Annotated in this window: 21 protein-coding genes, 1 pseudogene and 1 riboswitch; of the genes and pseudogenes, 14 read left to right on the top strand and 8 right to left on the bottom strand. The window is 68.5% G+C overall.

What is annotated here, in order from left to right:
- Positions 1–105: 105 nt before the first annotated feature.
- Both ACE11G_RS07990 and ACE11G_RS07995 read left to right on the top strand, forming a co-directional pair.
- Positions 106–777, top strand: a complete 672-nt coding sequence (locus ACE11G_RS07990; protein ID WP_375004003.1) for a FadR/GntR family transcriptional regulator — start codon at positions 106–108, stop codon at positions 775–777.
- Entirely contained in the window at positions 774–1,571 is a 798-nt protein-coding gene (locus ACE11G_RS07995; protein WP_006895095.1) for an ABC transporter ATP-binding protein, read from the top strand. Before ACE11G_RS07990 ends, ACE11G_RS07995 begins: the two co-directional genes overlap by 4 nt.
- Positions 1,572–1,580: 9 nt before the next feature.
- Here the strand turns inward: ACE11G_RS07995 and ACE11G_RS08000 are convergent, their stop codons facing one another.
- Positions 1,581–2,600 carry a zinc-dependent alcohol dehydrogenase family protein gene (locus tag ACE11G_RS08000; protein ID WP_039866894.1) on the bottom strand — a complete coding sequence of 340 codons (1,020 nt, stop codon included), beginning with the start codon at positions 2,598–2,600 and terminating at the stop codon, positions 1,581–1,583.
- Between the two features lie 92 nt (positions 2,601–2,692).
- Between ACE11G_RS08000 and ACE11G_RS08005 the strand changes: the two genes are divergently transcribed.
- Positions 2,693–4,006: an MFS transporter gene (locus ACE11G_RS08005; protein ID WP_062367696.1), complete on the top strand. Its 1,314-nt coding sequence runs from the start codon at positions 2,693–2,695 to the stop codon at positions 4,004–4,006.
- 7 nt (positions 4,007–4,013) lie between these two features.
- Here ACE11G_RS08005 and ACE11G_RS08010 read toward each other — a convergent pair whose 3' ends face one another.
- A complete protein-coding gene (locus ACE11G_RS08010) occupies positions 4,014–4,349 on the bottom strand; it encodes a hypothetical protein (RefSeq protein WP_006895089.1) in 336 nt (111 codons plus the stop codon).
- Positions 4,350–4,404: 55 nt separating this feature from the next.
- On the opposite strand from ACE11G_RS08010, the gene ACE11G_RS08015 reads away from it, so the two are divergent.
- Together ACE11G_RS08015 and ACE11G_RS08020 are read left to right on the top strand one after the other, a co-directional pair.
- The gene (locus ACE11G_RS08015; protein WP_375004112.1) at positions 4,405–6,810 is read left to right on the top strand and encodes a Tex family protein; all 2,406 of its coding nucleotides are present in this window, start codon (positions 4,405–4,407) and stop codon (positions 6,808–6,810) included.
- A 6-nt stretch (positions 6,811–6,816) separates the two neighbouring features.
- Positions 6,817–7,101: pseudogene (locus ACE11G_RS08020) on the top strand (VOC family protein); the annotation flags it as partial.
- A gap of 43 nt (positions 7,102–7,144) precedes the next feature.
- Here the strand turns inward: ACE11G_RS08020 and ACE11G_RS08025 are convergent.
- The 4 genes from ACE11G_RS08025 to ACE11G_RS08040 are packed head-to-tail and all read right to left on the bottom strand — an operon-like array spanning position 7,145 to position 10,348.
- On the bottom strand, positions 7,145–7,441 hold the full coding sequence (locus ACE11G_RS08025; protein ID WP_045537865.1) for a DUF503 domain-containing protein: 297 nt from the start codon (positions 7,439–7,441) through the stop codon (positions 7,145–7,147).
- A 29-nt stretch (positions 7,442–7,470) separates the two neighbouring features.
- Entirely contained in the window at positions 7,471–8,658 is a 1,188-nt protein-coding gene (locus tag ACE11G_RS08030; protein WP_375004004.1) for a polysaccharide pyruvyl transferase family protein, read from the bottom strand.
- A gap of 7 nt (positions 8,659–8,665) precedes the next feature.
- Positions 8,666–9,496: a polyphosphate kinase 2 gene (ppk2, locus tag ACE11G_RS08035; RefSeq protein ID WP_006895084.1), complete on the bottom strand. Its 831-nt coding sequence runs from the start codon at positions 9,494–9,496 to the stop codon at positions 8,666–8,668.
- A 45-nt stretch (positions 9,497–9,541) separates the two neighbouring features.
- A complete protein-coding gene (locus tag ACE11G_RS08040) occupies positions 9,542–10,348 on the bottom strand; it encodes an META domain-containing protein (protein WP_375004005.1) in 807 nt (268 codons plus the stop codon).
- A gap of 106 nt (positions 10,349–10,454) precedes the next feature.
- On the opposite strand from ACE11G_RS08040, the gene secA2 reads away from it, so the two are divergent.
- The 9 genes from secA2 to ACE11G_RS08085 all read left to right on the top strand — a co-directional run bounded on the left by secA2 (position 10,455) and on the right by ACE11G_RS08085 (position 20,773).
- Positions 10,455–12,749 (top strand): accessory Sec system translocase SecA2, encoded by a 2,295-nt coding sequence (secA2, locus tag ACE11G_RS08045; RefSeq protein WP_006895082.1) that lies wholly within the window; start codon positions 10,455–10,457, stop codon positions 12,747–12,749.
- Positions 12,746–13,372 (top strand): CDP-alcohol phosphatidyltransferase family protein, encoded by a 627-nt coding sequence (locus ACE11G_RS08050; RefSeq protein ID WP_375004006.1) that lies wholly within the window; start codon positions 12,746–12,748, stop codon positions 13,370–13,372. The genes secA2 and ACE11G_RS08050 overlap by 4 nt, the downstream gene beginning before the upstream one ends.
- A 142-nt stretch (positions 13,373–13,514) precedes the next feature.
- Positions 13,515–13,919, top strand: a complete 405-nt coding sequence (gcvH, locus tag ACE11G_RS08055; protein ID WP_006895080.1) for a glycine cleavage system protein GcvH — start codon at positions 13,515–13,517, stop codon at positions 13,917–13,919.
- Positions 13,920–14,246: 327 nt separating this feature from the next.
- Positions 14,247–14,708, top strand: coding sequence for a glycogen accumulation regulator GarA (garA, locus tag ACE11G_RS08060; protein WP_006895079.1), 462 nt, complete (start codon positions 14,247–14,249; stop codon positions 14,706–14,708).
- A gap of 41 nt (positions 14,709–14,749) precedes the next feature.
- The gene (locus tag ACE11G_RS08065; protein WP_039866887.1) at positions 14,750–15,427 is read left to right on the top strand and encodes a MerR family transcriptional regulator; all 678 of its coding nucleotides are present in this window, start codon (positions 14,750–14,752) and stop codon (positions 15,425–15,427) included.
- Between the two features lie 46 nt (positions 15,428–15,473).
- On the top strand, positions 15,474–15,989 hold the full coding sequence (locus tag ACE11G_RS08070) for a bifunctional nuclease family protein (protein WP_006895077.1): 516 nt from the start codon (positions 15,474–15,476) through the stop codon (positions 15,987–15,989).
- A 274-nt stretch (positions 15,990–16,263) separates the two neighbouring features.
- Positions 16,264–16,896, top strand: coding sequence for a MerR family transcriptional regulator (locus ACE11G_RS08075; RefSeq protein ID WP_006895076.1), 633 nt, complete (start codon positions 16,264–16,266; stop codon positions 16,894–16,896).
- 79 nt (positions 16,897–16,975) lie between these two features.
- Positions 16,976–17,076: riboswitch (glycine riboswitch) on the top strand.
- 159 nt (positions 17,077–17,235) lie between these two features.
- Positions 17,236–20,109: an aminomethyl-transferring glycine dehydrogenase gene (gcvP, locus tag ACE11G_RS08080; RefSeq protein WP_375004007.1), complete on the top strand. Its 2,874-nt coding sequence runs from the start codon at positions 17,236–17,238 to the stop codon at positions 20,107–20,109.
- 28 nt (positions 20,110–20,137) lie between these two features.
- Positions 20,138–20,773 (top strand): dihydrofolate reductase family protein, encoded by a 636-nt coding sequence (locus tag ACE11G_RS08085; protein ID WP_375004008.1) that lies wholly within the window; start codon positions 20,138–20,140, stop codon positions 20,771–20,773.
- A 22-nt stretch (positions 20,774–20,795) separates the two neighbouring features.
- On the opposite strand, the gene ACE11G_RS08090 is transcribed toward ACE11G_RS08085, so the two are convergent.
- Together ACE11G_RS08090 and ACE11G_RS08095 are read right to left on the bottom strand one after the other, a co-directional pair.
- Positions 20,796–21,974 (bottom strand): substrate-binding domain-containing protein, encoded by a 1,179-nt coding sequence (locus tag ACE11G_RS08090; protein ID WP_278127391.1) that lies wholly within the window; start codon positions 21,972–21,974, stop codon positions 20,796–20,798.
- Positions 21,975–22,094: 120 nt separating this feature from the next.
- Positions 22,095–24,260 (bottom strand): malate synthase G, encoded by a 2,166-nt coding sequence (locus tag ACE11G_RS08095; RefSeq protein WP_006895072.1) that lies wholly within the window; start codon positions 24,258–24,260, stop codon positions 22,095–22,097.
- Between the last annotated feature and the right edge of the window lie 77 nt (positions 24,261–24,337).

Genomic DNA, 24,337 nt, shown 5'->3' on the forward strand with positions numbered 1-24,337 from the left:
CTGCGGATCAGGACTCTCCGTGGCTGATGAGTCGGAGGGAAGCGAGGTTCTGCATGGCGCTAGAATCTAACACAACTCATCAGACAAGTAGAGGAGTGAGTGGTCATGCCCGCACAGGTGCGGCGAACGCCGCTGGCCGATCAGGCCGCCGAGGTACTGCTCGAGCGCATTCGCGCCGGGGAGTGGACACTGGGCCAGAAGCTTCCCGGCGAGAGCACGCTGGCGGTCCAGCTGGGGGTCGGCCGATCCACCGTGCGGGAGGCGGTGCGCCAGCTGGCAGGGCGCGGCGTCCTCTCGTCACGCCAGGGCGCCGGCGTCTTCGTCGCCGCAGTCGACGTGCCGGAGAACTGGGACGACGTCCTTCGCAGGGCGGACGTCGTCGCAGTGCTGGAGGCGCGCACCGCGATCGAGACCGAAGCCGCCGCGCTGGCGGCACGGCGCCGCACTCCGGCGCAGCTGCGCGCCATGCGTGCGGCGCTCGAGAAGCGCGAACAGAGCCGGAGCGGAATCGAGGACCGCGTCGCGGCCGATATCGACTTCCATCGGGCGGTGGTCTCCGCCGCCGGGAACCCGGTGTTGACCGCACTGTTCGACGCGATGACCCCGCGGGTGCGCGTCGCGATGGTCGACTTGCTGCGGATCCGTCGAGAGTTCGACACCGACATCGACCATCGCGCCCACGCCGACATCGTCGACGCCGTGGCGGCGAGGCGACCTGCCGACGCCGCAACCGCGGCACGCACCCATCTGGACGGACTCAAGGAGGCACTCGCGTGACACGCGCACAACAGGTTCTGCGGCTCGACGCCGTCACCTTCCGCCGCAACGGCCGGCAGATCCTGCACGGCATCGACTTCACCGTGCATGCGGGAGAGCACTGGGCGCTGCTCGGCCCGAACGGAGCGGGCAAGACCACCATCGTCGGGTTCTGCGCTGCTCAGACGCACCCGACGACGGGCACCGTCGACGTCTTGGGTAAGCGCCTCGGTCGCGTCGACACCGCCGAACTGCGCCGCCACATCGGCCACGTGAACCCGCGTCATCGGCTGCAGACCGGACTCACCGTGACCGAGGTTGTCCTCACCGGCGTCACCGGAACCATCGATCTGCCGATGCGGTGGGTGCCGTCCGCGCAGGACCGGGCCAGGGCCGCCGCCCTCATCGACGACGTCGGAATGAGCGCGCGTGCCGACTCCGATTGGCTCACGCTGTCGCAGGGCGAACGGGGACGGGCGCTGATCGCGCGCGCACTGATCAGCGATCCCGAACTCCTGCTGCTCGACGAGCCGACCACCGGCCTCGACGTCGCCGCCAGGGAACAACTCCTCGAAACGGTCGACGCACTCGCGGTGTCCGCGCCCGAGGTGGCCTCTGTGCTGGTCACCCACCACCTGGAGGAGCTGCCCGAGACCACCAGCCACGCACTCGTGATCCGCGACGGCGCGGTGGTGGCCTCCGGAACGGCGGCTCAGACGGTGACGTCGGAGGTCATCAGCCGGGCCTTCGACCATCGGATCGCCGTCGACCACACCCAGGGTCGCTGGAGCGCCCGGGCCGTGCGGGAACGCTGAACGAGCAGCTCACACGGTGAGCATCACCTTGATCGCTTCGCGCCGGTCCATCGCGCGGTAGCCCTGGGCCGCGTCCTCGAGGGGCAGTGAGAGATCGAAGACGCGGCCGGGGTCGATCTCTCGGGCCGCGATGCGGCGCATCAGATCGGGCAGATACCGGCGGACCGGTGCGGGCCCGCCGTGCAGATGCACCGCCGAGTAGAAGAGCCTGTCGCCGGGCAGTTCCACGCCGTGCGAGACGCCGACGAAGCCGACGTGGCCGCCCGGGCGGGTCGATCGGATCGCCTGCATCATCGACTCCTGGGTTCCGACGGCCTCGATCACCGAGTGCGCGCCGAGTCCACCGGTCAGTTCCTTGACCGCCGCGACGCCGTCCTTGCCGCGCTCGGCGACGATGTCGGTGGCACCGAACTGCCTGGCGAGTTCCTGGCGGTCGGCGTGTCTGCTCATCGCGATGATGCGCTCAGCTCCCATCTGCCGCGCCGATAGAACGCCGAGCAGGCCCACCGCACCGTCGCCGACGACGGCGACGGTCTTGCCCGGCCGGACCTGAGCGGCGTCCGCCGCGAACCAGCCCGTGCCCAGGACGTCGGACGCCGCGAGGTACGAGGGGATCAGGTCGTCGTCGGGCGGCGCCGGCGTCGCGACCAGCGTTCCGTCCGCCCACGGGATGCGGGCGTACTGCGCCTGGGTTCCGATCCCGCCCATCGGGTGGACGTTGACGCATCGGGACTGGTAGCCGGCCTCGCAGATCTCACAGGTGTTGTCCGAGGCCATGAACGAACCCACCACGAAGTCACCGACCTTCACGGTGCGTACCTCGGGTCCGACCTCTTCGACGTAGCCGACGTACTCGTGGCCCATCGGCGCCTCGTCGACGTCGTTGGCACCGCGATAGGGCCACAGATCGGAGCCGCAGATGCACGTGGCGGCGAGACGGATGACCGCATCGGTAGGCTGTTCGATTCGGGGATCGGGTCGATCGACGACGCTGACGTCTCCGGGCGAATGCATGATGACTGCGCGCATGCCGTCCACGGTAATGCGAACCGATCGCCCGCGCAGACGCGCGGGGACAGGGCGTACGTTGGACTGCGGAAGTCTGGAGTCCAGGAGGGTTCGTGCAGCTGAGGCAGTCGTCGACATTCGCCTCCCTCGCCGTACCGAACTTCCGGACCTATGTGACCGGCGCACTGGTCTCCAACGTCGGCACGTGGGTGCAGCGGGTGGCCCAGGACTGGCTGGTGCTGCAGCTCTCCGGCGGATCGGCGATGGCGGTCGGCATCACGACGGCGCTCCAATTCGTTCCGGCGCTCGTCCTCTCACCCTTCGGCGGTGTCCTCGCCGACCGCTTCGACAAGCGCAGACTCCTGATGTTCACGCAGAGCTGGATGGCGCTGAGCGCGCTGGTGCTCGGCGCCCTCGCGGTCTCCGGCGTGGCCCAGACCTGGCACGTGTACGTGTTCGCCGTCGTCTTCGGGATGGGTACGGCGCTGGACGCACCCGCCCGCCAGGCCTTCGTCTCGGAGATGGTCGGAACCGAACGGCTCACCAACGCGATCGGGCTCAACAGTTCGGCCTTCAACGCCGCGCGGCTCATCGGCCCGGGAGTCGCAGGGCTCATCATCGCGGCCTTCGGCAGCGGGTGGGCGATCCTCAGCAACGGCGTCAGCTATCTCGCCTTCCTGATCGCCTTGATGCTGCTGAACAGGGACGAACTGGTTCCGGCCGAACCGCTGCGCCGGGCGAAGGGCCAGGTGCGCGAGGGGGTTCGGTATGTGGCCGCGCGCGCCGATCTGCTGATCGCCCTCGGCGTGGGTTTCGCCGTCGGCACCTTCGGTCTGAACTTCCAGATGACGAACGCGCTGATGGTGCGTAACGAGTTCCACCTGGACGCCGAGATGTACGGTCTGCTCGGCACCGTCTCGGGCGCGGGATCGCTGCTCGGCGCGCTGCTGGCCGCGCGGCGGAAGTCGTCTCCCGGACTGCGGTTCGTCGTCAGCGCCGCGCTGGTCTTCGCGGTCGCCAACGTGCTGTCGGGTGCGGTGCCGACCCCGCTGCTCTACGGCCTGGTGCTGCCTCTCGTGGGACTCTCCGCGCTGTTGTCGCTCACCGCGACCAACATGTACGTGCAGATGCACGTCGACCCGCAGGTCCGCGGGCGGGTGATGGCGCTCTACATGACGGTGCTGATGGGCGGCACACCCATCGGCGCGCCGCTCCTCGGTCTGCTCGCCGAATGGTTCGGACCGCGGGCGCCGCTCATCGGCGGCGGCGTGATCCAGGTGGCGGTGATCGCCGGAGTGCTGGCGCTGGTAGCCGTGCGCGTGCAGCGCGGACGGTCGAACGGGATCTCCGGGCTGGCGCGCGACAGCCGGCTCGGAATGTTCGCCGAGGTCCCGGTCGCCGCCCCGGACCCGGAACGTGAGTGCTGAGCGGCGCTCAGTCGTCCGGAGCCTCGAGTGTGTGCGATTGCGCGCGCAGCCGCTCGAACTCGGCGAGTTTGTCGGCGCCCTCGCGGGTGGTCCGATAGCGCGACAGCACCTGCATCGCCGTCTGCGTATTGGCCATCACCCACATCATGGTGTCGAAGTCGGCTTCCAGGTCCTCGCCCGCGTCGTTGCGCCGCCGCAGATTCTCCAGTTGCGGACGCATGGTCTCCATCCATGCGATGTCGCCGGGTTCGGCTCCGCGCGGCGACGCCTCGGCTGCGTCGACTGCGGTGAAGGCCGCCTCCCACGTGAACGCGAGCTTGTCGAACGGGGTCGGTTCGGTCATGCCAGCCAGGTTATGACACGGGCGGCCAGCGGCCCGGGCACCACCCTTCGGTAGCCTGCATGCGGTGACCAACAGTGCGCCTCTCGAGTCAGTGAATGCCCGCATCGCCAAGGAGCTCTCCGTCGGCGAAGGCCAGGTCAGCGCGGCGGTGAAGCTGCTGGACGAAGGATCGACCGTCCCGTTCATCGCCCGGTACCGCAAGGAGGTCACCGGCAGTCTCGACGATGCTCAGCTGCGTCTGCTGGACGAACGACTGCGCTATCTGCGCGAGCTCGACGAGCGCCGGGCCGCCGTCATCGCGTCCATCGACGAGCAGGGGAAGCTGACCGACGAACTGCGTGCATCGCTGCTGGCCGCCGACACGAAGGCGCGCGTCGAGGACATCTACCTGCCGTATAAGCCCAAGCGCCGAACCAAGGCGCAGATCGCGCGTGAGGCCGGTCTTGAGCCGCTGGCCGAGGCGTTGCTCGCCGATCCGTCGCTGGTTCCCGCCGACGCCGCTGCCGCTTACATCGGCGAGCAGGTCGCCGATGCCGCCGCCGCTCTCGACGGCGCACGCCACATCCTGATCGAGCGCGCTTCGGAGGACGCCGAGCTCGTCGGTGCGGTCCGCGAGAAGTTCTGGGCCGACGGCTCTCTCCGGACTCAGGTCCGGCCCGGTGCCGAGACCGATGCCGCCGCGCAGAAGTTCCGCGACTACTTCGACTTCGCCGAACCGCTCGACGCGATGCCGTCCCACCGCGTGCTCGCCGTATTGCGCGGCGAGAAGGAGGAGGTCCTGAGCCTGACCTTCGACGGTGGCGACGACGAGCTGTACCAGGCGATGGTCGCAGCGACCCTGGGCGTCGACCAGTCGCATCCGGGTGCGGCCACCGACTGGCTCACCGCTACGGTTCGCTGGGCGTGGCGGACCAAGCTCATGATCACCGCGACGATCGACGCGCGGATGAAGCTCCGGAGCCGGGCCGAGGACGACGCGGTCGCCGTCTTCGCGACCAATCTCAAGGATCTGCTCCTGGCGGCTCCCGCCGGGACGCGCACCACTCTCGGCCTCGATCCCGGGTACCGGACCGGCGTGAAGGTGGCGGTGGTCGACGCGACCGGCAAGGTGGTGGACCACTGCGCGATCTTCCCGCACAAGCCGCAGCAGCAATGGGATCAGGCCAAAGCCACGCTGGCCGCGCTGATCGCGCGCCACGGGGTGGAACTGATCGCGATCGGCAACGGAACGGCCTCGCGCGAGACCGATCAGCTCGCGGGCGAGCTGCTCTCGGACATCAAGAAGTCCGGCGCCCGGCCGCCGGTCAAGGCCGTCGTGTCGGAGGCGGGCGCATCGGTGTACTCCGCGTCCGAGTACGCCTCCCAGGAGCTCCCGCAGCTCGACGTCTCGATCCGCGGCGCGGTCTCCATCGCGCGTCGCCTCCAGGATCCGCTGGCCGAGCTGGTCAAGATCGATCCCAAGTCGATCGGCGTGGGTCAGTACCAACACGACGTCTCGGCGACCAACCTCGCGCGCAGCCTCGACGCGGTCGTGGAGGATGCGGTGAACGCCGTCGGCGTCGATCTCAACACCGCGTCGGTTCCGTTGCTCTCGCGCGTCTCGGGGATCACCCCCACACTCGCCGCCGGAATCGTGGCTCACCGAGACCGGACGGGTGCGTTCCGAAGCCGGACCGGTCTGCTCGACGTCCCCCGTCTGGGGCCGAAGGCGTTCGAGCAGTGCGCCGGCTTCCTGCGCATCCGCGGCGGCGACGATCCGCTGGACGCCTCCGGCGTGCATCCGGAGGCGTACCCGGTGGTGCGCAAGATCCTCGACCGCAGCGGTCGCGAACTCACCGAGCTCATCGGTGACAGCACGACGCTGCGCACCCTCAAGCCCGCGGAGTTCGCCGACGACACGTTCGGTGTCCCCACCGTCACCGACATCCTCGCCGAACTGGAGAAGCCCGGCCGCGACCCGCGGCCGGCGTTCACCACCGCGACCTTCGCGAGCGGAGTCGAGAAGGTGTCCGATCTGCGGCCCGGCATGGTGCTCGAAGGCGTCGTCACGAATGTCGCGGCATTCGGTGCCTTCGTGGACGTGGGCGTGCACCAGGACGGACTCGTCCACGTCTCGGCGATGGCCGACCGGTACGTCTCCGACCCGCACGAGGTGGTTCGCTCGGGCCAGATCGTGAAGGTGAAAGTGCTCGAGGTGGACGTCGACCGGCAGCGGATCGGTTTGTCGCTGCGACTGAACGACGAGGTCGACGCCGGTCCGCGCGGCGGTGGTCGCAGACGCGGGGGCGGCGAGAACCGGGGCAGCGACAACCGGGGCAGCAACGACAACCGGGGCGGAAAGGGCCGCGGAGGCGGCCCGCGCGGCGCTGCCGGTCAGGGCCGGGGCGGTTCCCGGCGGGACGACCGGCCGGCCGGCGGATCGATGGCGCAGGCGCTGCGCGATGCGGGATTCGGCCGCTGACCAGCGGCGGAGGCGCTCGGCGGCGAGATCGCGGAGGAGAACGAGGGCTGGTTCGTGACGGTTGCGCTGGGGGCGGGCCGACCGATGATCGCCTTCCAGAAGGTCGCCGACCCCACCCCCGGCAAGAACCGGATCCACCTCGATCTGCGTGCCGACGACAGGACCGCGGAGGTGGAGCGTCTCATCGCCGCCGGTGCGACCCTGGTGGCGGAGCGCAGCATGGGCGACGGGTTCGCCTGGACCACGCTGGCCGATCCGGACGGCAATCAATTCTGCGTCGCATCGGACTGAACGCGACCGGGTCACCGGCCCACAGCGTCACCGGGCGGACGGTTCACAGGTCGTCGGTCGAGACCATCCGGCGACGGACCGACAGGAGTTCCACCTCGGGCCGGGCGGCGCCGAACCGTTCGACGGCGTCGAGCACCTCGGTGACGTGCGCGGCGTCGCCGCTGACCGCCGCGACCCCGATGAGGGTCCGCCGGTGGACGTCTCGATGATCCACCTCGGCCACCGAGACGTCGTACCGCCGGCGGATCTCGGCGATCAACGGCCGGATGACGGAGCGTTTGCCCTTCAACGAGTGAACGTCGCCGAGCAGGAAATCGAATTCGAGAGAACCTATCCACATAGGGTTGCCGACTCTACGGCATCTTCCGATCAGCGCAAGCCGGTTCCCGGCGGGTACAGCCGGTGCGCCAGCGCGGCCTTGCGAGACCGATTCGTGGCCACGGCGGCGGGGGAGAAGCCGCCGGCGCAGGGCCGCGGGGGAACGTCGCAGTCCGGACCGACGACGGTCCACGCCGAACCGGCCTCCGACAGCGAGGCGTGCTTGGTGCCGTAGTAGTCGGGCTTGGCGATCACCGCGACGCCCGAATCTCCGGCCGAAGCCGCGATCAGGTGCGGGTGGAAACGAGTCGACACCCACGTCCGTCCCCGGCCCGTGGGCAGCCCCGACGCCCAGACCTGCTGGAACGACAGCCGCTCGGCGCCATCGAGCCGGGCGCCCAGGCGGTTCGCGACCACCGCGTCGATGCCGGGATTGCACTCGGCGATCACCACCTCGGGGCCGGCGACAGCCCATTCGTCGAGCGTCGCCTCGATGAATCGCGCTACTGCGGTCACGCCGCGGTCACCGCGCCACGAGAAGTCGTCGGTCAGATCGCCCTGTGCGCACACCACCACGCCCGCCTCTTCCGGCGGGCCGGGTTCGGGGCGGGCCACCGTGGCCGACAGCCACGCGTCGTCGCCGGTGAACGATGCACCGCGGACCGGCCCGAGGTACTCCGCGCTGGGCGCGTCGCGAACGTCGAAGACGTCGAAGCCGTCGACGGCACCGCGGAAATCCTCGGCGTCGGGACCTGCGAAACCCGGTGTCAGACCGGCACCGCTGGCCACCGCCCGTCCGCCGGTGGACCGCGTCACCGCGGCGACGGCGGAGACCAGCGCGAGGTGATGCGGCCACAGGCCGTTGAGGAAGCCGCCGCCGACGATGTGGACGGTCCCCGCCCGCAGCAGCAGTCGGGCCCCGGGATCGTAGCCGGCGGACCGATGCAGGTCGTCGACCGGATCGGAGCGGTGGCCGTCGCCCGGTGCGAAGACCCGGCGCCACAGCGTGTCGACGAACACGGCGGCGGGATTGGCGTGCTGGAGAAGCAGCGCCGCCTGCCCGGGCCGAGGCGAATCGACCACGACCACCGCGGCCGGTCGCCGCGCCGCCAGATGCCGGAGCCAGGCCTCGGCGATGAGTTCGTCGCCGACATTGGGAAAGCCGGCGACGCTCACCAGGTACACCACCTCGCGCGCTCCGACCGGCAGCCGGGACGCGAGGAGGTTCAGGACGGACACGGCGGAATCAGGACTCCCGGTCGCCGATGAGAGCGGCCACGTGATCGGGCACGAACTTCGACAACGACCGCGGCGGCCGATGATAGTTGCCCGACTCGATCGGCTTCTTGGGCAGCTTCACCTCTGCCCGCTGGACGGGTTCGTAGTCGATGGTGGAGAGCAGGTGGGAGATCATATTGAGCCGGGCGTTGCGCTTCTGGTCGGACTCGACCACGTACCACGGACTGCTCGAGGTGTCGGTGTGCACCATCATCTCGTCCTTGGCCCGGGAGTACTCCTCCCAGCGGTACACCGACTCGAGATCCATCGGACTCAGCTTCCACTGGCGCACCGGATCGTCGCGGCGGGCGCGGAATCGGCGGAGCTGTTCCTCATTCGACACCGAGAACCAGTACTTGCGGAGGATGATCCCGTCGTCGATGAGCATCTGCTCGAAGATCGGTGTCTGCCGGAGGAACCGGGTGTGCTCTTCGGGCGTGCAGAAGCCCATCACCTTCTCGACACCGGCGCGGTTGTACCAGGAGCGGTCGAAGAGGACGATCTCACCGGGCGCGGGCAGATGTGCGACGTATCGCTGGTAGTACCACTGTCCCCGTTCCCGATCGGTGGGTGCGGGCAGCGCCGCCACCCGGCAGATCCGCGGGCTCAGGTACTCGCTGATGCGTTTGATCGCTCCGCCCTTGCCTGCGGCGTCCCGGCCCTCGAAGACCACCACCACGCGGGCTCCGGTGGCCCGCACCCACTCCTGCAGGGTCACGAGTTCGGTCTGCAGGCGGAACAGCTCGGCCTCGTAGATGTCCTTCGGCAGCTTGGGCGGCCGCCCGCTCTTCTTCGGCATAGACGCAGTGTAGGGGCCGCGGCCGCGGACCGCCGACAGGACGCGCTACGCGATGCCCGACGCCGTCAGCCGCAGCCCGACGGCACGGTTCGCCGCGTTGGTCAGCCGCATCTCGTCGCCGTCGACCTCCACGATCACCTCGTCCCGGAGCGCTGCGAGCACCGTGCGCTCGACGTCCGCGGTCTCCGGATCGCACGCCCGGCGGGTGGTCGCGATCGGCGACAGGTGGATCCGGTCTCCGTCGACGCGCGCCCGCCCGGTCATCCTGTTGCAGCCCGTGCTGCCCGCGAACGCGCCGTCGCCCGCGATCTCGAAGTACGGCTTGCTGTTCTCGAGTGCGGCAGAGGTCGAGACCGCGGCGTCGGTGACGAGCGCGCTGACCCGCCATCGGGTGCCGACGACGGGACGCTCGCGCCGTTCGGCGAGCATCACCTTCCGATCGCCGCGTTGCAGAGTGAGCGTCGTACCGTCCAGATGCCACGACAGGGGTGAGCCGAACAGGTCCGTGACCCATCGGTCGGCGCCGTCGCGTGGCGGCGGACACGCCATCATCGTGCCGACCAGATTCCCGGTCGTGAGCACGCCGCCGGTGAACGCGACGGCGCCGCCGTGCCCGTTGCATCCGGCATTCGCACTGATGGTGCCCTTGCCGAAGGCGAGCAGCAGCGGTCCTCCGCCCGGAATCTGCGGGCCCTGGACCTCCGTGGACAGATACGTCTTCCCGACCAGCTCTGCGGGGTCGGCGTCGGGCGTGGACGAACGGTCCCCGCAGCCCGCCAGAATCGACGTACCGGCGACGATCGCGCCCATAGCTGCCAGCACCCGCCAACGCGTCCGGCGTCCGATGATCATGTGCGCCACGGTAGCGCAGCGCCGCGTACGGTAGATCACGATCGACCCCGGCGTCGCGACGCGCACCGAGGTCTCTGCAGTCCGGAGTTCGAGGAACAGGAAGCACGTGGGAAGACTCACCAACGCGATGTGGCGCATGCTGGGTGCGCAGACCTCTCGCAACCAGTCGCAGTCGCTGACGATGATCGAGGAGTCCGCTGAACACGACGAGTGGGCCGCGGGGCTCGGGGACGGTGAGTTCGCGGGCGCCGCAGCCGAACTCGACATGTCGGTGGTCGGCGACCGCGCGAAGTTCCTGGCGCTGGTGCGCGAAGCCGGCGACCGCAAGCTCGACATGAAGCCCTTCGACGTGCAGTTGCAGGGTGCGCTGCGCATGCTCGAGGGCGACGTCGTCGAGATGGCGACCGGCGAGGGCAAGACCCTCGCGGGCGCCATCGCGGCGATCGGCTACGCGCTCGACGGTCATCAGGTGCACGTGGTCTCGGTCAACGACTATCTCGCCGATCGTGACGCGAAGTGGATGAAGCCGCTGTACGACGTCTTCGGGATCTCGGTCGCCTCGATCAACGAGCACTCCACCCGCGAGGAGCGGCAGGCGGCGTACGACGCCGACGTCACCTACGCCTCGGTCAACGAGATCGGGTTCGACGTCCTGCGCGACCACCTCGCGCTGCACGCGGACGAACTCGTCGCACCCGAACCCGACGTGGTGATCGTCGACGAGGCCGATTCGGTGCTGGTCGACGAGGCATTGGTTCCGCTCATCCTCGCCGGCTCGACCGACGCGGAGATCCCGAACAAGGCGATCCACGAGGTGGTGTCCCACCTCAAGTCGAAGCACTACGAACTCGACCAGGACGGTAAGAACGTCTCGCTGACCGAGGAGGGCGCCCAGTTCGTCGAGTCCACGCTCGGCGGCATCAACCTCTACGACGAGGAACATGTCTCGAGCACGTTGGTGCACGTGAACGTCGCGCTCTACGCCTACTACCTGCTCGAACGCGACGTCGATTACATCGTGCGCGACGGCGGCGTGCATCTGATCAACGCCTCCCGCGGCCGAGTGGCTCGGCTGCAGCGCTGGCCGGACGGTGTCCAGGCCGCGGTGGAGTACAAGGAGGGCCTCAACCCCACCCAGGCGGGCGAGGTGATCGACACGATCACCGTCCAGGCGCTGATCGGCCGGTACCCGCGCGTCGCGGGCATGACCGGCACGGCGATCGCGGCGGGTGAGCAGTTCCGGCAGTTCTACGATCTGCAGGTATCGCAGATTCCGCCGAACGCCCCCAACATCCGCGTCGACGAGCCCGATCGCGTCTACGACACCAAGGCGCACAAGGTGGAGGCGGTCGTCGAGTTCGTCTCCGAGATCCACGCGACCGGACAGCCGATCCTGATCGGCACGCACGACGTGGCGCAGTCGGAGGAGCTCGCGTACTTCCTGGAGCGGGCGGGAGTTCCGTCGGTGGTGCTCAATGCGAAGAACGACGCCGAAGAGGCGGCGATCATCGCCGAGGCGGGCCGTAGATCCGCCGTCACGGTCTCCACGCAGATGGCCGGCCGCGGCACCGACATCCGGCTCGGCGGCTCCAGCGGTGACGAGGCCGCCCGCGAGGAGGTGATCGAGCTCGGCGGACTCTGCGTGGTCGGCACCGGACGCTACGACACCGAGCGGCTCGACAACCAGCTGCGCGGCCGTGCGGGGCGGCAGGGCGATCCCGGCCGATCGGTCTTCTTCTCGAGCCTGGAGGATCCGCTCGTCACCAAGAACCTCACGCACCAGCGTGAGCAGCAGCCGATCTCCTCGGACGGGTCGATGGGAGCCAAGGGAGTCGAGAGCGTCGAGAACGCCCAGAAGATCGCCGAAGGCGCGATGCTGCAACTCCACAGCAACACGTGGGAGTACAACAAGCAGGTCAACGAGCAGCGCAACGCGATCGTCCGGCGGCGGATGGCGGTACTGACCACCGATCAAGCCCTGACCGACCTCAAGGAGTCCGAACCCGAGCGGTACGAGAGCCTGTCGGCGGACGTCGACGACGAGGTCCTGGCGGAGGCCGCGCGGCAGATCGTGCTGTACCACCTCGACCGCGCGTGGGCCGATCACCTCGCGTACATCGCTGACGTGCAGGCCAGCATCCACCTGCGGGCATTGGGCGCGCAGAGCCCGCTCGAGGAGTTCCACAAGCTGATCTTCGCCGAGTTCGCCAAGCTCGCCGACGAGGCGATGGAGGCGGCGCGCAAGACCTTCGTGGACGCCCGCATCACCGCCGACGGCGTCGACCTCGGCTTGGAAGGACTGCATCGCTCGACGATGACCTGGACCTACCTGGTTCACGAGAATCACTTCGCATCCGCCGGTGCGCAGGCGATTCAGGGCATCGTCGGCATCTTCCGATGACTCGGCCGCGGCCGCAGGACTCGCGCGAGGCACCGCGAGCCGAACGGAGTGACGCCGTGTGGACGGTGCCCAATGCGCTCAGCGTGCTGCGTCTGCTCCTGATCCCGGTCTTCATCTGGCTGCTGCTCGTGGAGGAGTCGGCCGCCTGGGCTTTCGCGGTGCTCTTCGTCTCGGGCCTCACCGACTGGCTCGACGGGAAGCTCGCGCGCTGGCTCGGACAGTCGTCTGAGCTCGGCGCGCTGCTCGATCCGGCGGCGGATCGCCTGTACGTGATCGTGATCCCGATCTGCTTCGGTATCCGCGACTTCGTTCCCTGGTGGCTCATCGGACTGATCGTCGGCCGCGATCTGCTGCTCTTCGCCACGGCGCCGCTGCTCAAATCGAGGGGCGTGACGGCCCTGCCGACCCTCTACGTCGGCAAGGCCGCCACCTTCGCGCTGATGAGCGCCTTCCCGTGGCTTCTCGCCGGTCAGATCGACGGTGTGGTGGGCACGGTGTGCCATCCGATCGGCTGGGCCTTCCTGATCTGGGGCGTCGGCCTGTATCTGTGGTCGCTGGTCCTGTACTGGATTCAGACCGTCGCCGTGGTGCGGACGATGCCGCCCAGGTCGGTCACAGGCTGATCACGCATCGCTCGCTCGGTCGGGCTGATGCGCGATCCGGCGGCTCGTCACGATAAAGTCATGGAGCGCCTCGCGGCCGCAACGGAGCGGCGGGCGAGGGTGAGTCCAAGTCTTCCGACAGTTCCTGAGAGAGGCCGCAAACGTGAGCGACACCAAGATCCCCGCAGAGCTGCGTTACACCGACGAGCACGAGTGGATCCGCAAGGTCGGTGACAAGACCGTCCGAGTGGGGATCACCGATTTCGCGCAGGACGCGCTCGGCGACGTGGTCTTCGTTCAGCTTCCCGAGGTGGACTCGGACGTCGAGACGGGCGAGTCGTTCGCCGAGGTCGAATCGACCAAGAGCGTCTCGGACATCTTCGGTCCGCTCGACGGTACCGTCGCCGCTGCCAACGAGGCTCTCGACGGTGCTCCCGAGCTGGTCAATTCGTCCCCGTACGAGGACGGCTGGCTGGTCGAGATCACGGTCGGCGACGACGCCGACCTGGACCAGATCCTCGCCGGTCTGCTCGACGCGGAAGGCTACCGGGCGGTTATCAGCGGCTGACCGCTGGCTGACGACCGGGCTTTCCGGAGGCGACTCGTGCCCGCACCGCGGACCGGGTCGATATGATTTCCAGTACGCCAAACGTCCCCGACCCCGGGCGGCGTTCGGACAAAGACGGTAGGTTCACTTAAGAAGGTTCCTGCCTCGCAGACGCACATCTCAACGACGAGATGGTCCGATGCATGTGTAACAGCGAGTGAGCCCAAAGGTGCGGTACCCCCGGACAATTGGAGTTCGCGCAGGTACCTCGGCTGACCTGCGGCATGCCCCACCAGGGGGCGTCGCGAGTCTTGAGTCACGGCGGGGTGCGTTGACGATGAAGGAGATGTGGTGAGCGGTAACGACAACGGCTTTGAAGCGCCCGTGGAGACGACTTCGGTCTTCCGCGAGGACTTCATCAAGGAAGTAGACGCCCCCGCGGCGTCGAACGAGCCGGCCGATACCGGTGTCGAGCGGCTGTCGCCGGGAACGGCGCTGCTGGTCGTGAAGCGGGGACCGAACGCAGGGTCGCGGTTCCTGCTCGACCAGCCGACCACGTCGGCCGGCCGTCACCCCGACAGCGACATCTTCCTCGATGACGTGACGGTGAGCCGCAGGCACGCCGAGTTCCGGAGCAACGGCGACGACTTCCAGGTGGTCGATGTGGGCAGCCTGAACGGCACCTACGTCAACCGCGAGCCGGTCGACACCGCGACCCTCACGAGCGGGGACGAAGTGCAGATCGGCAAGTTCCGTCTGGTGTTCCTGTCCGGCCCGCGCGCCGGTGAGGCAGGTGCCACGCAGTCGTGACCTCGTCTGCTGCGCGCGCGTCCGCCGCGAGCGACCGCACGATGTCGATCGGTGCTGTGCTCGCGGTGCTGCGAGAAGAGTTCCCCGACGTCACGATCTCGAAGATTCGGTTCCTCGAAACCGAGGGTCTGGTGACTCCCGATCGTGCGCCGTCCGGTTATCGCCGATTCAGCGATCAGGACTGCGAGCGGCTGCGGTTCGTGCTCACCGCTCAGCGTGATCGGTATCTGCCGTTGAAGGTGATCCGCGAGCAGCTCGACGAGATCGACGCGGCCGCCGGCGGCGCGGGCCCGCGACTGCTGTCGTCGGCGCGCAGTGCGGTGGCCCCGGCGACTGATTTCAGCTCGCGCGGCGGCCGGGTGGATCGGGAGACGCTCATCGAACGGACCGGCGTCGACTCGGCGTTCATCTCCGAACTCGTGCGCAACGGACTCCTCTCTGCGGGCCCCGGCGGCTTCTTCGACGAGGACGCCGTGCGCCTGGTGGAGGCTGCTGCGGCGCTGGCCAACTTCGGGCTCGAGACGCGCCACCTGCGTGCGTTCAAGGTCAGTGCCGACCGCGAGGCCGGGTTGGTCGCACAGATCGCCGGCCCCATCGCGAAGGGCAAGGGCACCGGTGCGCGCGACCGTGCCGAGGAACTGGTCCGTGAGATGGCGGCACTGTCGGTGACGCTGCATACGCAGTTGGTCAAGGCCGCCGTTCGCGGCGCCCTCGACTGACCGGTAGCCGCGTAACCTGTATTTCAAGAGATCAGGAGGCGAGACCATGGGTGAGATGCGTGTCGTGGGTATCCGAGTGGAGCCTCCACAGAACCAACCGGTCCTGCTGCTGCGCGAGGTGAGCGGCGCCAGGTATCTGCCGATCTGGATCGGCCAGAGCGAGGCCGCCTCCATCGCGCTGCAGCAGCGGGGCGTGGAGCCGCCCCGCCCGCTCACTCACGATCTCGTGGTCAATCTCTGTGAGGCCTTCGGCCGTTCCCTTCAGCAGGTTCGGATCGTCGACATGCAGGAGGGCACCTTCTACGCAGAGATGGTCTTCGACGGCGAGGTGGTCGTCGAGGCCCGTCCGTCGGATGCGATCGCGGTCGCCATGCGTTGCGGTGCGCCGATCATCGCCGCCGACGACGTCCTCGACGACGCCGGGATGCTGATGCCCGACGAGGACGGCGAGCCCTCCGCGGAGGCCGCGGACGGTGCGAGCGAGGACGAGGTGGAGGCGTTTCGCGAGTTCCTCGACCAGGTCTCGCCCGAGGACTTCCTCGGTCCCGAGTCGGGGTCCTGACCCTACGGGCTCGTCGCCGAACCCGATGCGACGTCGGATTCCGGGGCGGCGCGCCGCCCGACACGGTAACGAATCCGTCTCTTCGTCATCACCGTTTGTCTACACCTGAAGTTTAGGTTGAGGTTTACCGCGAGTCGCGTTGATTGCGTGCCGCGGAGTCCATAGTTTTATCCCAGCATCGTCACCGTGAGCGTTGACGAACACTTTGTCAGCGGTCGGGAGTACGCTCGATACGAGAGTTCCGCCGGCCCGAGTCTTGTGTAAGGGAGCTACCGTGGGCGATCATCCGTCAGATCTGCAGTCCGGCGACCACCCGTCCGCCGATGCGGAATCGGTGAGTGCGATGCCGGTACAAGGCGGCCTGGATGACATCGCTCCGGGATTGTTCCCCAACGACACGGTGCCCGACGAGTTGGTCGGTTACCGCGTGCCGAGCGCCTGCCAGATCGCGGGGATCACCTACCGACAGCTCGACTACTGGGCTCGCACCTCGCTCGTGGTGCCGTCGATCCGGGGCGCGGCCGGCTCGGGAAGCCAGCGTCTCTACTCCTTCAAAGACATCCTCGTTCTCAAGATCGTGAAGCGGCTGCTCGACACCGGCATCTCGCTGCAGAACATCCGAGTGGCGGTCGACCACCTTCGTAAGCGCGGCGTCGAGGACCTCGCCCGGATCACCCTGTTCTCGGACGGCACCACGGTCTACGAGTGCACCTCCGCCGAAGAGGTCGTCGACCTCCTCCAGGGCGGACAGGGCGTGTTCGGCATCGCCGTGTCGGGCGCCATGCGCGAACTCACCGGAACCATCGCGGACTTCCCGGGGGAGCGTGCCGACGACGGTGTCAGCGAACCGTCGCCCGAAGACGAGTTGGCGGCCCGTCGCAAGAACCGCACCCGGCGCACCGGATAGGCCACGTCGGCAGTCCCGCGTGACGGTCCACACGCCGGACCGTGATTCGCGCCCGACTCTTGGTACCCTGTCGGTGCGTCGCTACGCTGCGGGAGAGCGTCGTCCGGGACATCCGGGCAACCGCCGAAGGAGCAACACCTCTCCGTCAAACTCTCAGGCACCCGGGACCGTGGCTGCTGACGACGTCTCTGGAAAGTGGCGGGTGCGCGCACCCGCCCGCCCACGGTGAAAGGCATCGGTCCGCCGCTGCCGAATCTCTCAGGCGCTGCGTTCGTGCGGCATGACAGAGGGGGAGGGACCAGTCCGGCGCGGCCGGACCGAGAAGATCAAGGTGCCCTCTTGTCGACCCCCGCTTCTGTGTTCTCCCAGCGTCACCTCGGCCCCGACGCCGACGAACTGGCTGTCATCCTCGACGTCCTCGGCGTCGGATCCCTGGACGAGATCGCCGCGAAGGTGGTTCCCGCGTCGATCGCCGACGGCGCGGACACGAACGGATTCGCTCCGGGACTGGACGCCCTGCCCGCTCCGCTGACGGAGGCGCAGGCGACCGCGGCGATGCGCGAACTCGCGAATCGCAATGTGGTCGCCCGATCGATGATCGGTCTCGGTTACTACGACACACACACGCCCGGAGTCATCAAGCGCAACGTCCTGGAGAACCCGGCGTGGTACACCGCCTACACCCCGTACCAGCCGGAGATCAGCCAGGGTCGGCTCGAAGCGCTGCTCAACTTCCAGACCATGGTGTGCGATCTGACCGGCATGGAGGTGGCGAACGCCTCAATGCTGGATGAGGCGACCGCGGCCGCCGAGGCGATGACGCTGCTGCGCCGCGCCGGTAAGTCGAAGTCGAACCGCGTGGTCGTCGACTCCGACCTCTTCCCGCAGACGCGTGCGGTGATCGAGACCCGTGCGACGCCGCTAGGCATCGAGGTGGTCGAAGCCGAGCTCGATGGGTCGGCGCCGGACGCGGGGCTTCCCGAGGGCGAGTTCTTCGGAGTCATCGTGCAGACGCCCGGTGCGAGCGGCCGGATCACCGATCTCGGCCCGGTCATCGAGGCGGCGCATGCGCGAGGTGCGCTGATCGCCGCAGGCGTCGACCTGCTGGCCGCCACTCTCATCACCCCTCCGGGAGAGCTCGGCGCGGATGCGTGCTTCGGCACCACACAGCGCTTCGGTGTCCCGATGGGCTTCGGTGGACCGCACGCCGGCTACCTGGCGGTGCACACCAAACGCACTCGTCAGCTTCCGGGGCGCCTCGTCGGCGTCTCCAAGGACGCGGACGGCAACCTCGCGTACCGCCTGGCACTTCAGACCCGCGAGCAGCACATCCGACGCGAGAAGGCGACCAGCAACATCTGCACGGCGCAGGTGCTGCTCGCCATCATCGCCGCGATGTACGCCTCCTACCACGGCCCGTCCGGGCTCAAGGCGATCGCCGAGCGGGTGCACGGGCACGCCGCAGACCTCGCCGATCGCCTCGCGGGCGGTGGATTCGGTGTGGAGCACGCCTCGTTCTTCGACACCCTCACCGTGCGGGCCGACGGCAGGGCCGCGGAGATCGTCGACGCGGCCAAGTCGCGCCACGGCATCAACCTGCGGTTGATCGACGGCGACCGCGTGGGCGTCGCGTGCGATGAGACCACCACCGCCGCCGACATCGATGCCGTCCTGGACGCCTTCGGCGCCGCGGGTGCCGCGGCGACGCAGTTCAGTGCCCCGATCGCGAACCGCAGCAGCGAGTATCTGACGCATCCGGCCTTCCACCTGCACCGGACCGAGACCGCGATGCTGCGCTACCTGCGGATGCTCTCCGACAAGGACATCGCTCTCGACCGCAGCATGATCCCCCTGGGCTCGTGCACGATGAAGCTGAACGCGACCACCGAGATGGAGCCGATCACCTGGCCGGAGATCGGCGGCCTGCACCCGTTCGCCCCGCTCTCCGACAGCGAGGGCATCCGCGAGCTGATCGCTCGGCTGGAGAACTGGCTGGTGGCCGTCACCGGTTACGACCGCGTGAGCCTGCAGCCCAATGCCGGCTCGCAGGGCGAGTACGCGGGTCTGCTCGCGATTCGCCGTTACCATCTCTCGCGCGGCGACGACGCACGCGACGTCTGCCTCATCCCCTCCAGTGCTCACGGAACCAATGCGGCGTCGGCCGTCATGGCCGGGCTGCGCGTGGTGGTGGTGGCCAGCCGTGACACCGGGGACGTCGACATCGACGATCTGCGCGCGAAGATCGAGAAGCACCGCGACGAGTTGGCGGGCATCATGATCACCTACCCGTCCACCCACGGCGTGTTCGAGCACGAGGTCACCGACATCTGCGACGCGGTGCACGAGGCCGGCGGCCAGGTGTACGTGGACGGCGCCAATCTCAACGCGCTCGTCGGCCTGGCCCGGCCGGGCCGGTTCGGGGGCGACGTCTCGCATCTGAATCTGCACAAGACGTTCTGCATTCCGCACGGCGGCGGCGGCCCGGGCGTCGGACCGGTCGCGGTGCGCGAGCATCTGGCGCCGTTCCTGCCGAGCAGCCCGCTGGCCTCCGAACTTCCGCAGACCGGCGTCGCGATCTCGGCGGCGCCGTACGGTTCGGCGTCGATCCTGCCGATCACCTACGCGTACATCGCCATGATGGGTGCCCAGGGACTGCGGACCGCCACGCTGACCGCGATCGCCTCCGCCAACTACATCGCGCGTCGCCTGCGCGACCACTACCCGGTGCTCTACACCGGAGAGGGCGGCTGGGTGGCTCACGAGTGCATCCTGGACCTGCGTGAACTGACCAAGGACAGTGGAGTCTCGGTCGACGACGTCGCCAAGCGACTCGCCGACTACGGCTTCCACGCGCCCACGATGAGCTTCCCCGTCGCCGGAACCCTGATGGTGGAGCCCACCGAGAGCGAGAATCTCGCCGAACTCGACGCCTTCATCGACGCGATGATCGCCATCCGCGGCGAGATCGACAAGGTCGCCGACGGCACCTGGTCGGTCGAGGACAATCCGCTCGCCGGCGCGCCGCACACCGCCGAATGCCTGGTGGGCGAGTGGAATCACGGATACGACCGGCTCACCGCCGTGTACCCGAACGGTCTCCCGTCGTCCGGAGCGCGCGCCAAGGTGTGGCCGGCCGTCCGCCGGATCGACGGAGCCTTCGGCGACCGGAACCTCGTCTGCAGCTGCCCTCCGATCGAGGCCTTCAGCGAGTAGGCTCGCGGGCACCGACAGGAGGCTCGCGATGTCCAAAGTCCGTGTCCACAACCTCAACGTCTCGCTCGACGGTTTCAGTGCGGGCGGAACCGTCACGTACGATGCGCCGATCGGCGAGGCGGCCCGGTTGTTCGACCACTTCGACGGCCGGGTGATCTGGGGTGTGGACGCGATCGCCGAGCCGGTTCGCGCCGATCACGTGTTCACCAGTGCGTGGAGTCAGGGGATCGGCGTCGAGATAATGGGACGCCGCAAGTTCGGTCCGCAGACCGGACCGTGGGCCGACGACGGCTGGCGCGGGTGGTGGGGCGACGAGCCTCCGTTCCGCACACCCGTGGTGGTGTTGACGCATCACGAGCGCCCGCCGATCGAGTTCGCGAACGGCACCGTCTTCCACTTCGTGGACGCCCCGGCGCCGCAGGCGCTCGAGTACGCGCGCGGACTCGCCGGCGGCGATGTCCGCCTCGGTGGCGGACCCACGTCCGTCCGCGAGTTCCTGCACGCCGACCTGGTCGATTTCATGCATCTGGTCGTCGTCCCGGTGGTGATCGGTTCGGGCGTCTCGATCTGGGACGGCTGTGCCGAACTCCAGGACCGCTTCGACGTCGAGTCGGTGACCACCGGCAGCGGCCTCATACACCAGTTCTGGAATCGGAAGCGGTAGGCCCTTCGCGCCGGTCCCGCTGTTACGGCGCCGCCGCCGGGTAGACCACCTTGCTGATCGCGACCGCGGCCGCGGGCTCGGGGAGCGGCATCGGGTCGGCGATCGGGCCGAAGGTCACGGTCGGCGTCGGTGCAGGCAGCGGCCCGGCACCGCGGAAACCCGCCTTGGTCAGGATCTGCATCTGGGCCGGTTTGCGCGCGAAGGTGAAGAACTGAGAGACGGCGTCGCTGACGTGCGCCGGAACCGACTGGCCCGACAGTTTCACCACCGGATAGTCGGCCGACGGAGTCGGGCCCTTCGGCGCGACCACCGCGACCCGGGCGGTCTTGTCGTCCTTGGTGAGCATGTAGAGGTGCTGCTCGGTCACCGACACGGCGCGGACCGGCGCATCGGAGGGATCGCCGGTCCCGGCGATCGAGTCGACGGCGGCGTCGATGGAGCCGTCCCCGACTTTCGGCGGAGCCGACATGAGCTGATCGAGCGCAGCGACCACCTCGGGTGACTGCGCCTGTCGGAGAGTGAGCGGCTTCTGGGTCGGGACGGTCGCGGCCGCGACTGCTTGGGCTCCCAGTGCGGTCGCGGCCGACTGCGGGCCGGTGGGCATCGCGATGCGCATCGAGCCCCACGACGATCTGCCGTACGCGGAGAGGGAATTGGCGCGGGTCTGCGCGGGCAGGTCGGACCACCCGATGCGGCCGTCGGCGGCCTTCGCGATCTCGGGCTCCATCGCCAGCCGGACCGGCGACGACACGAGCGATTCCGGGTTGCCCTGGAGCACGTCGGGCTTCGCGGTCTGCAGGGCCGCGGACCAGATGGACGACTCGGGCACCCAGGCGGCGGGGAAATCACCGTAGGTCTGCGCGTCCCACTTCTGGGCGGTCAGACCCTCGAGAGTCGCGCGGGCGTCGGCGGGTCGCACGTCCACGGTGATGCAGTGGTCGCGGACCACCGGCTCGGTGTTGTTGTAGTCCTGCGCGATCCTCTGCAGACCCGGTGCGATCGCGGGATCGGCCAGAACGGAGATCTTCGCCGGTCCCTCGAGGCACTCACCGGCCGCCACCGGCTGTTCGTCGTCGATTCGATCGCCGAGTTGACGCCACGCCGTGACGATGCCCGCGATCAGAATGATCGCGAGGACGAATGCCAGCAGCGGTCGGCTGATGTAAGTCCGACTGCGTCCACCCGAATTGTGCTTCGCCACTGATCGTCCTTCCTCCGGCGATTCGTGTCATGCCAGGCCGATGCGCGTCCAGCGGGCCGATGCACCGAGCCCGGACCGAGAATCCGGTCCGGGCTCGGTGGTCTGCACCTTCCGTGTATATCAGGCGTTGGCTGCCTTGTACTCGCGGCGCGCGGCGTGCAGCAGCGGTTCGGTGTACCCGCTCGGCTGCGTCGCGCCCTTGAGGATCAGGTCCTTGGCGGCCTGGAAGGCGATGTTGCCGTCGAAGTTCGGTGCCATCGGACGGTAGGCGGGATCGCCGGCGTTCTGCCGGTCGACCACCGGTGCCATCCGCTCGAGCGCGGCGACGACCTCGTCCTCGGTGACGATGCCGTGACGGAGCCAGTTGGCGAGCAGCTGGCTGGAGATGCGCAGCGTTGCGCGGTCCTCCATCAGCGCGACGTCGTGGATGTCCGGCACCTTCGAGCAGCCGACGCCCTGGTCGATCCACCGGACCACGTAGCCGAGGATCGACTGCGCGTTGTTGTCGAGTTCCTCGCGCTTCTCCTCCTCGCTCCAGTCGGTGCTCTTCGCCAGCGGGATGGTCAGGATGTCGTCCACAGACGCCGGTTCGCGCTTGGCGATGTCGTCCTGACGCTCGAAGACGTCGACCTCGTGGTAGTGCAGCGCGTGCAGGGTGGCGGCGGTCGGCGACGGCACCCACGCGGTGTTGGCACCGGCGTTGGGGTGACCGATCTTCTGCTCCAGCATGTCGGCCATCAGATCCGGCATCGCCCACATGCCCTTGCCGATCTGCGCCTTGTGCTGCAGACCCGCGTGCAGACCGGTGTCGACGTTCGAGTCCTCGTACGCGTTGAACCAGGTCTGGCCCTTGATCTCGGCCTTGCGGACGAACGCGCCGGCCTCCATCGAGGTGTGGATCTCGTCGCCGGTGCGGTCGAGGAAACCGGTGTTGATGAACACCACGCGCTCGGAGGCCGCCTTGATCGACGCCTTGAGGTTCACCGACGTGCGGCGTTCCTCGTCCATGATGCCGACCTTGAGGGTGTTGCGCGGCAGGCCGAGGACGTCCTCGACGCGGCCGAACAGCTCGCTGGTGAAGGCGACCTCGTCGGGACCGTGCATCTTCGGCTTCACGATGTAGATCGAGCCGGTGCGGGAGTTCTGCAGACCTTCGGCGCTCATCCCGTGGATGCCGATCGCCGAGGTGATCAGCGCATCCATGATGCCCTCGGGGACCTCGTTGCCGTCGGCGTCGAGGATGGCGGGGTTGGTCATCAGATGGCCCACGTTGCGCACGAAGAGCAGCGAACGACCGTGCAGTTCCACCTCGCCGGTGCCGTCGGGCGCGGTGTAGACCCGGTTCGGGTTCAGCGTGCGGGTGAAGGTCTTACCGCCCTTGTTGACTTCTTCGGCCAGGTCGCCCTTGTTGAGGCCGAGCCAGTTGTGGTAGCCGAGCACCTTGTCGTCGGCGTCGACCGCGGCGACCGAGTCCTCGAAGTCCATGATCGTCGTGACGGCGGATTCGACGGCGACGTCCTTGACGCCGGCGGCGTCGGTGGCGCCGATCGGCGACTCCGGATCGATCTGGATCTCGACGTGCAGACCGTGGTGGCGCAGCAGGATGCCCGACGGCGCTGCGGCGTCGCCGGTGTAGCCGGCGAACGCGTTCGGGTCGGCGAAGGTGGTGGTGGCGTCGCCGATCGCGGCGACGACCTTGCCGTCGACGACGGTGTACGAGGTCACGTCGGCGTGGCTGCCCTGCTCCAGCGGCACGGCCTTGTCGAGGAAGGCCTTGGCGAACGCGATGACCTTGTCACCGCGGACCTTGTTGTAGGACGAACCCTTCTCGGCACCGCCGGTCTCCGGGATCGCGTCGGTGCCGTAGAGAGCGTCGTACAGCGAGCCCCAGCGCGCGTTGGACGCGTTGAGGGCGAAACGGGCGTTGAGGATCGGCACCACCAGCTGCGGTCCGGGGATGTTCGCGATCTCCTCGTCGACGTTCTCCGTGGTGATCTGGAAGTCCTCGGGCACCGGGACGAGGTAGCCGATCTCGGTCAGGAAGGCCTTGTACTCGTCGAAGTCGAAGTCCTGGTGGTCGCGGTGCCAGGCGTCGATCTTGGCCTGCAGGTCGTCGCGGACGGCGAGCAGCTCGCGGTTGCGGGGAGCGAGGTCGTTGATCACGGCCGCAGCGCCCGCCCAGAACTTCTCGGCGTCTACACCCGTGCCGGGAAGCGCTTCGTTGTTGACGAAGTCGTAGAGGACTTCGGCGACCTGCAATCCGTTGACGGTGACGCGTTCGGTCATGGCAACCTTTCCTTTGCGAGTGCGTACTGCGGGAACGTCGGCTGCGTGCCGGATGACTCCGGAAGCGGCCCGCCCAC

It is taken from the genome of Gordonia sp. PS3 (genome assembly GCF_041950545.1).
Lineage (GTDB): Bacteria > Actinomycetota > Actinomycetes > Mycobacteriales > Mycobacteriaceae > Gordonia > Gordonia sihwensis.

Coding starts and splice junctions, on each gene's coding strand:
- ACE11G_RS08040 (WP_375004005.1), bottom strand. CDS start 10,348: ATGATCATCGGACGCCGGACGCGTTGGCGGGTGCTGGCAGCTATGGGC.
- ACE11G_RS08065 (WP_039866887.1), top strand. CDS start 14,750: ATGTCGATCGGTGCTGTGCTCGCGGTGCTGCGAGAAGAGTTCCCCGAC.
- ACE11G_RS08050 (WP_375004006.1), top strand. CDS start 12,746: ATGACTCGGCCGCGGCCGCAGGACTCGCGCGAGGCACCGCGAGCCGAA.
- ACE11G_RS08095 (WP_006895072.1), bottom strand. CDS start 24,260: ATGACCGAACGCGTCACCGTCAACGGATTGCAGGTCGCCGAAGTCCTC.
- ACE11G_RS08010 (WP_006895089.1), bottom strand. CDS start 4,349: ATGACCGAACCGACCCCGTTCGACAAGCTCGCGTTCACGTGGGAGGCG.
- ACE11G_RS08070 (WP_006895077.1), top strand. CDS start 15,474: ATGGGTGAGATGCGTGTCGTGGGTATCCGAGTGGAGCCTCCACAGAAC.
- ACE11G_RS07990 (WP_375004003.1), top strand. CDS start 106: ATGCCCGCACAGGTGCGGCGAACGCCGCTGGCCGATCAGGCCGCCGAG.
- ACE11G_RS08085 (WP_375004008.1), top strand. CDS start 20,138: ATGTCCAAAGTCCGTGTCCACAACCTCAACGTCTCGCTCGACGGTTTC.
- ACE11G_RS08025 (WP_045537865.1), bottom strand. CDS start 7,441: ATGTGGATAGGTTCTCTCGAATTCGATTTCCTGCTCGGCGACGTTCAC.
- ACE11G_RS08000 (WP_039866894.1), bottom strand. CDS start 2,600: ATGCGCGCAGTCATCATGCATTCGCCCGGAGACGTCAGCGTCGTCGAT.
- ppk2 (WP_006895084.1), bottom strand. CDS start 9,496: ATGCCGAAGAAGAGCGGGCGGCCGCCCAAGCTGCCGAAGGACATCTAC.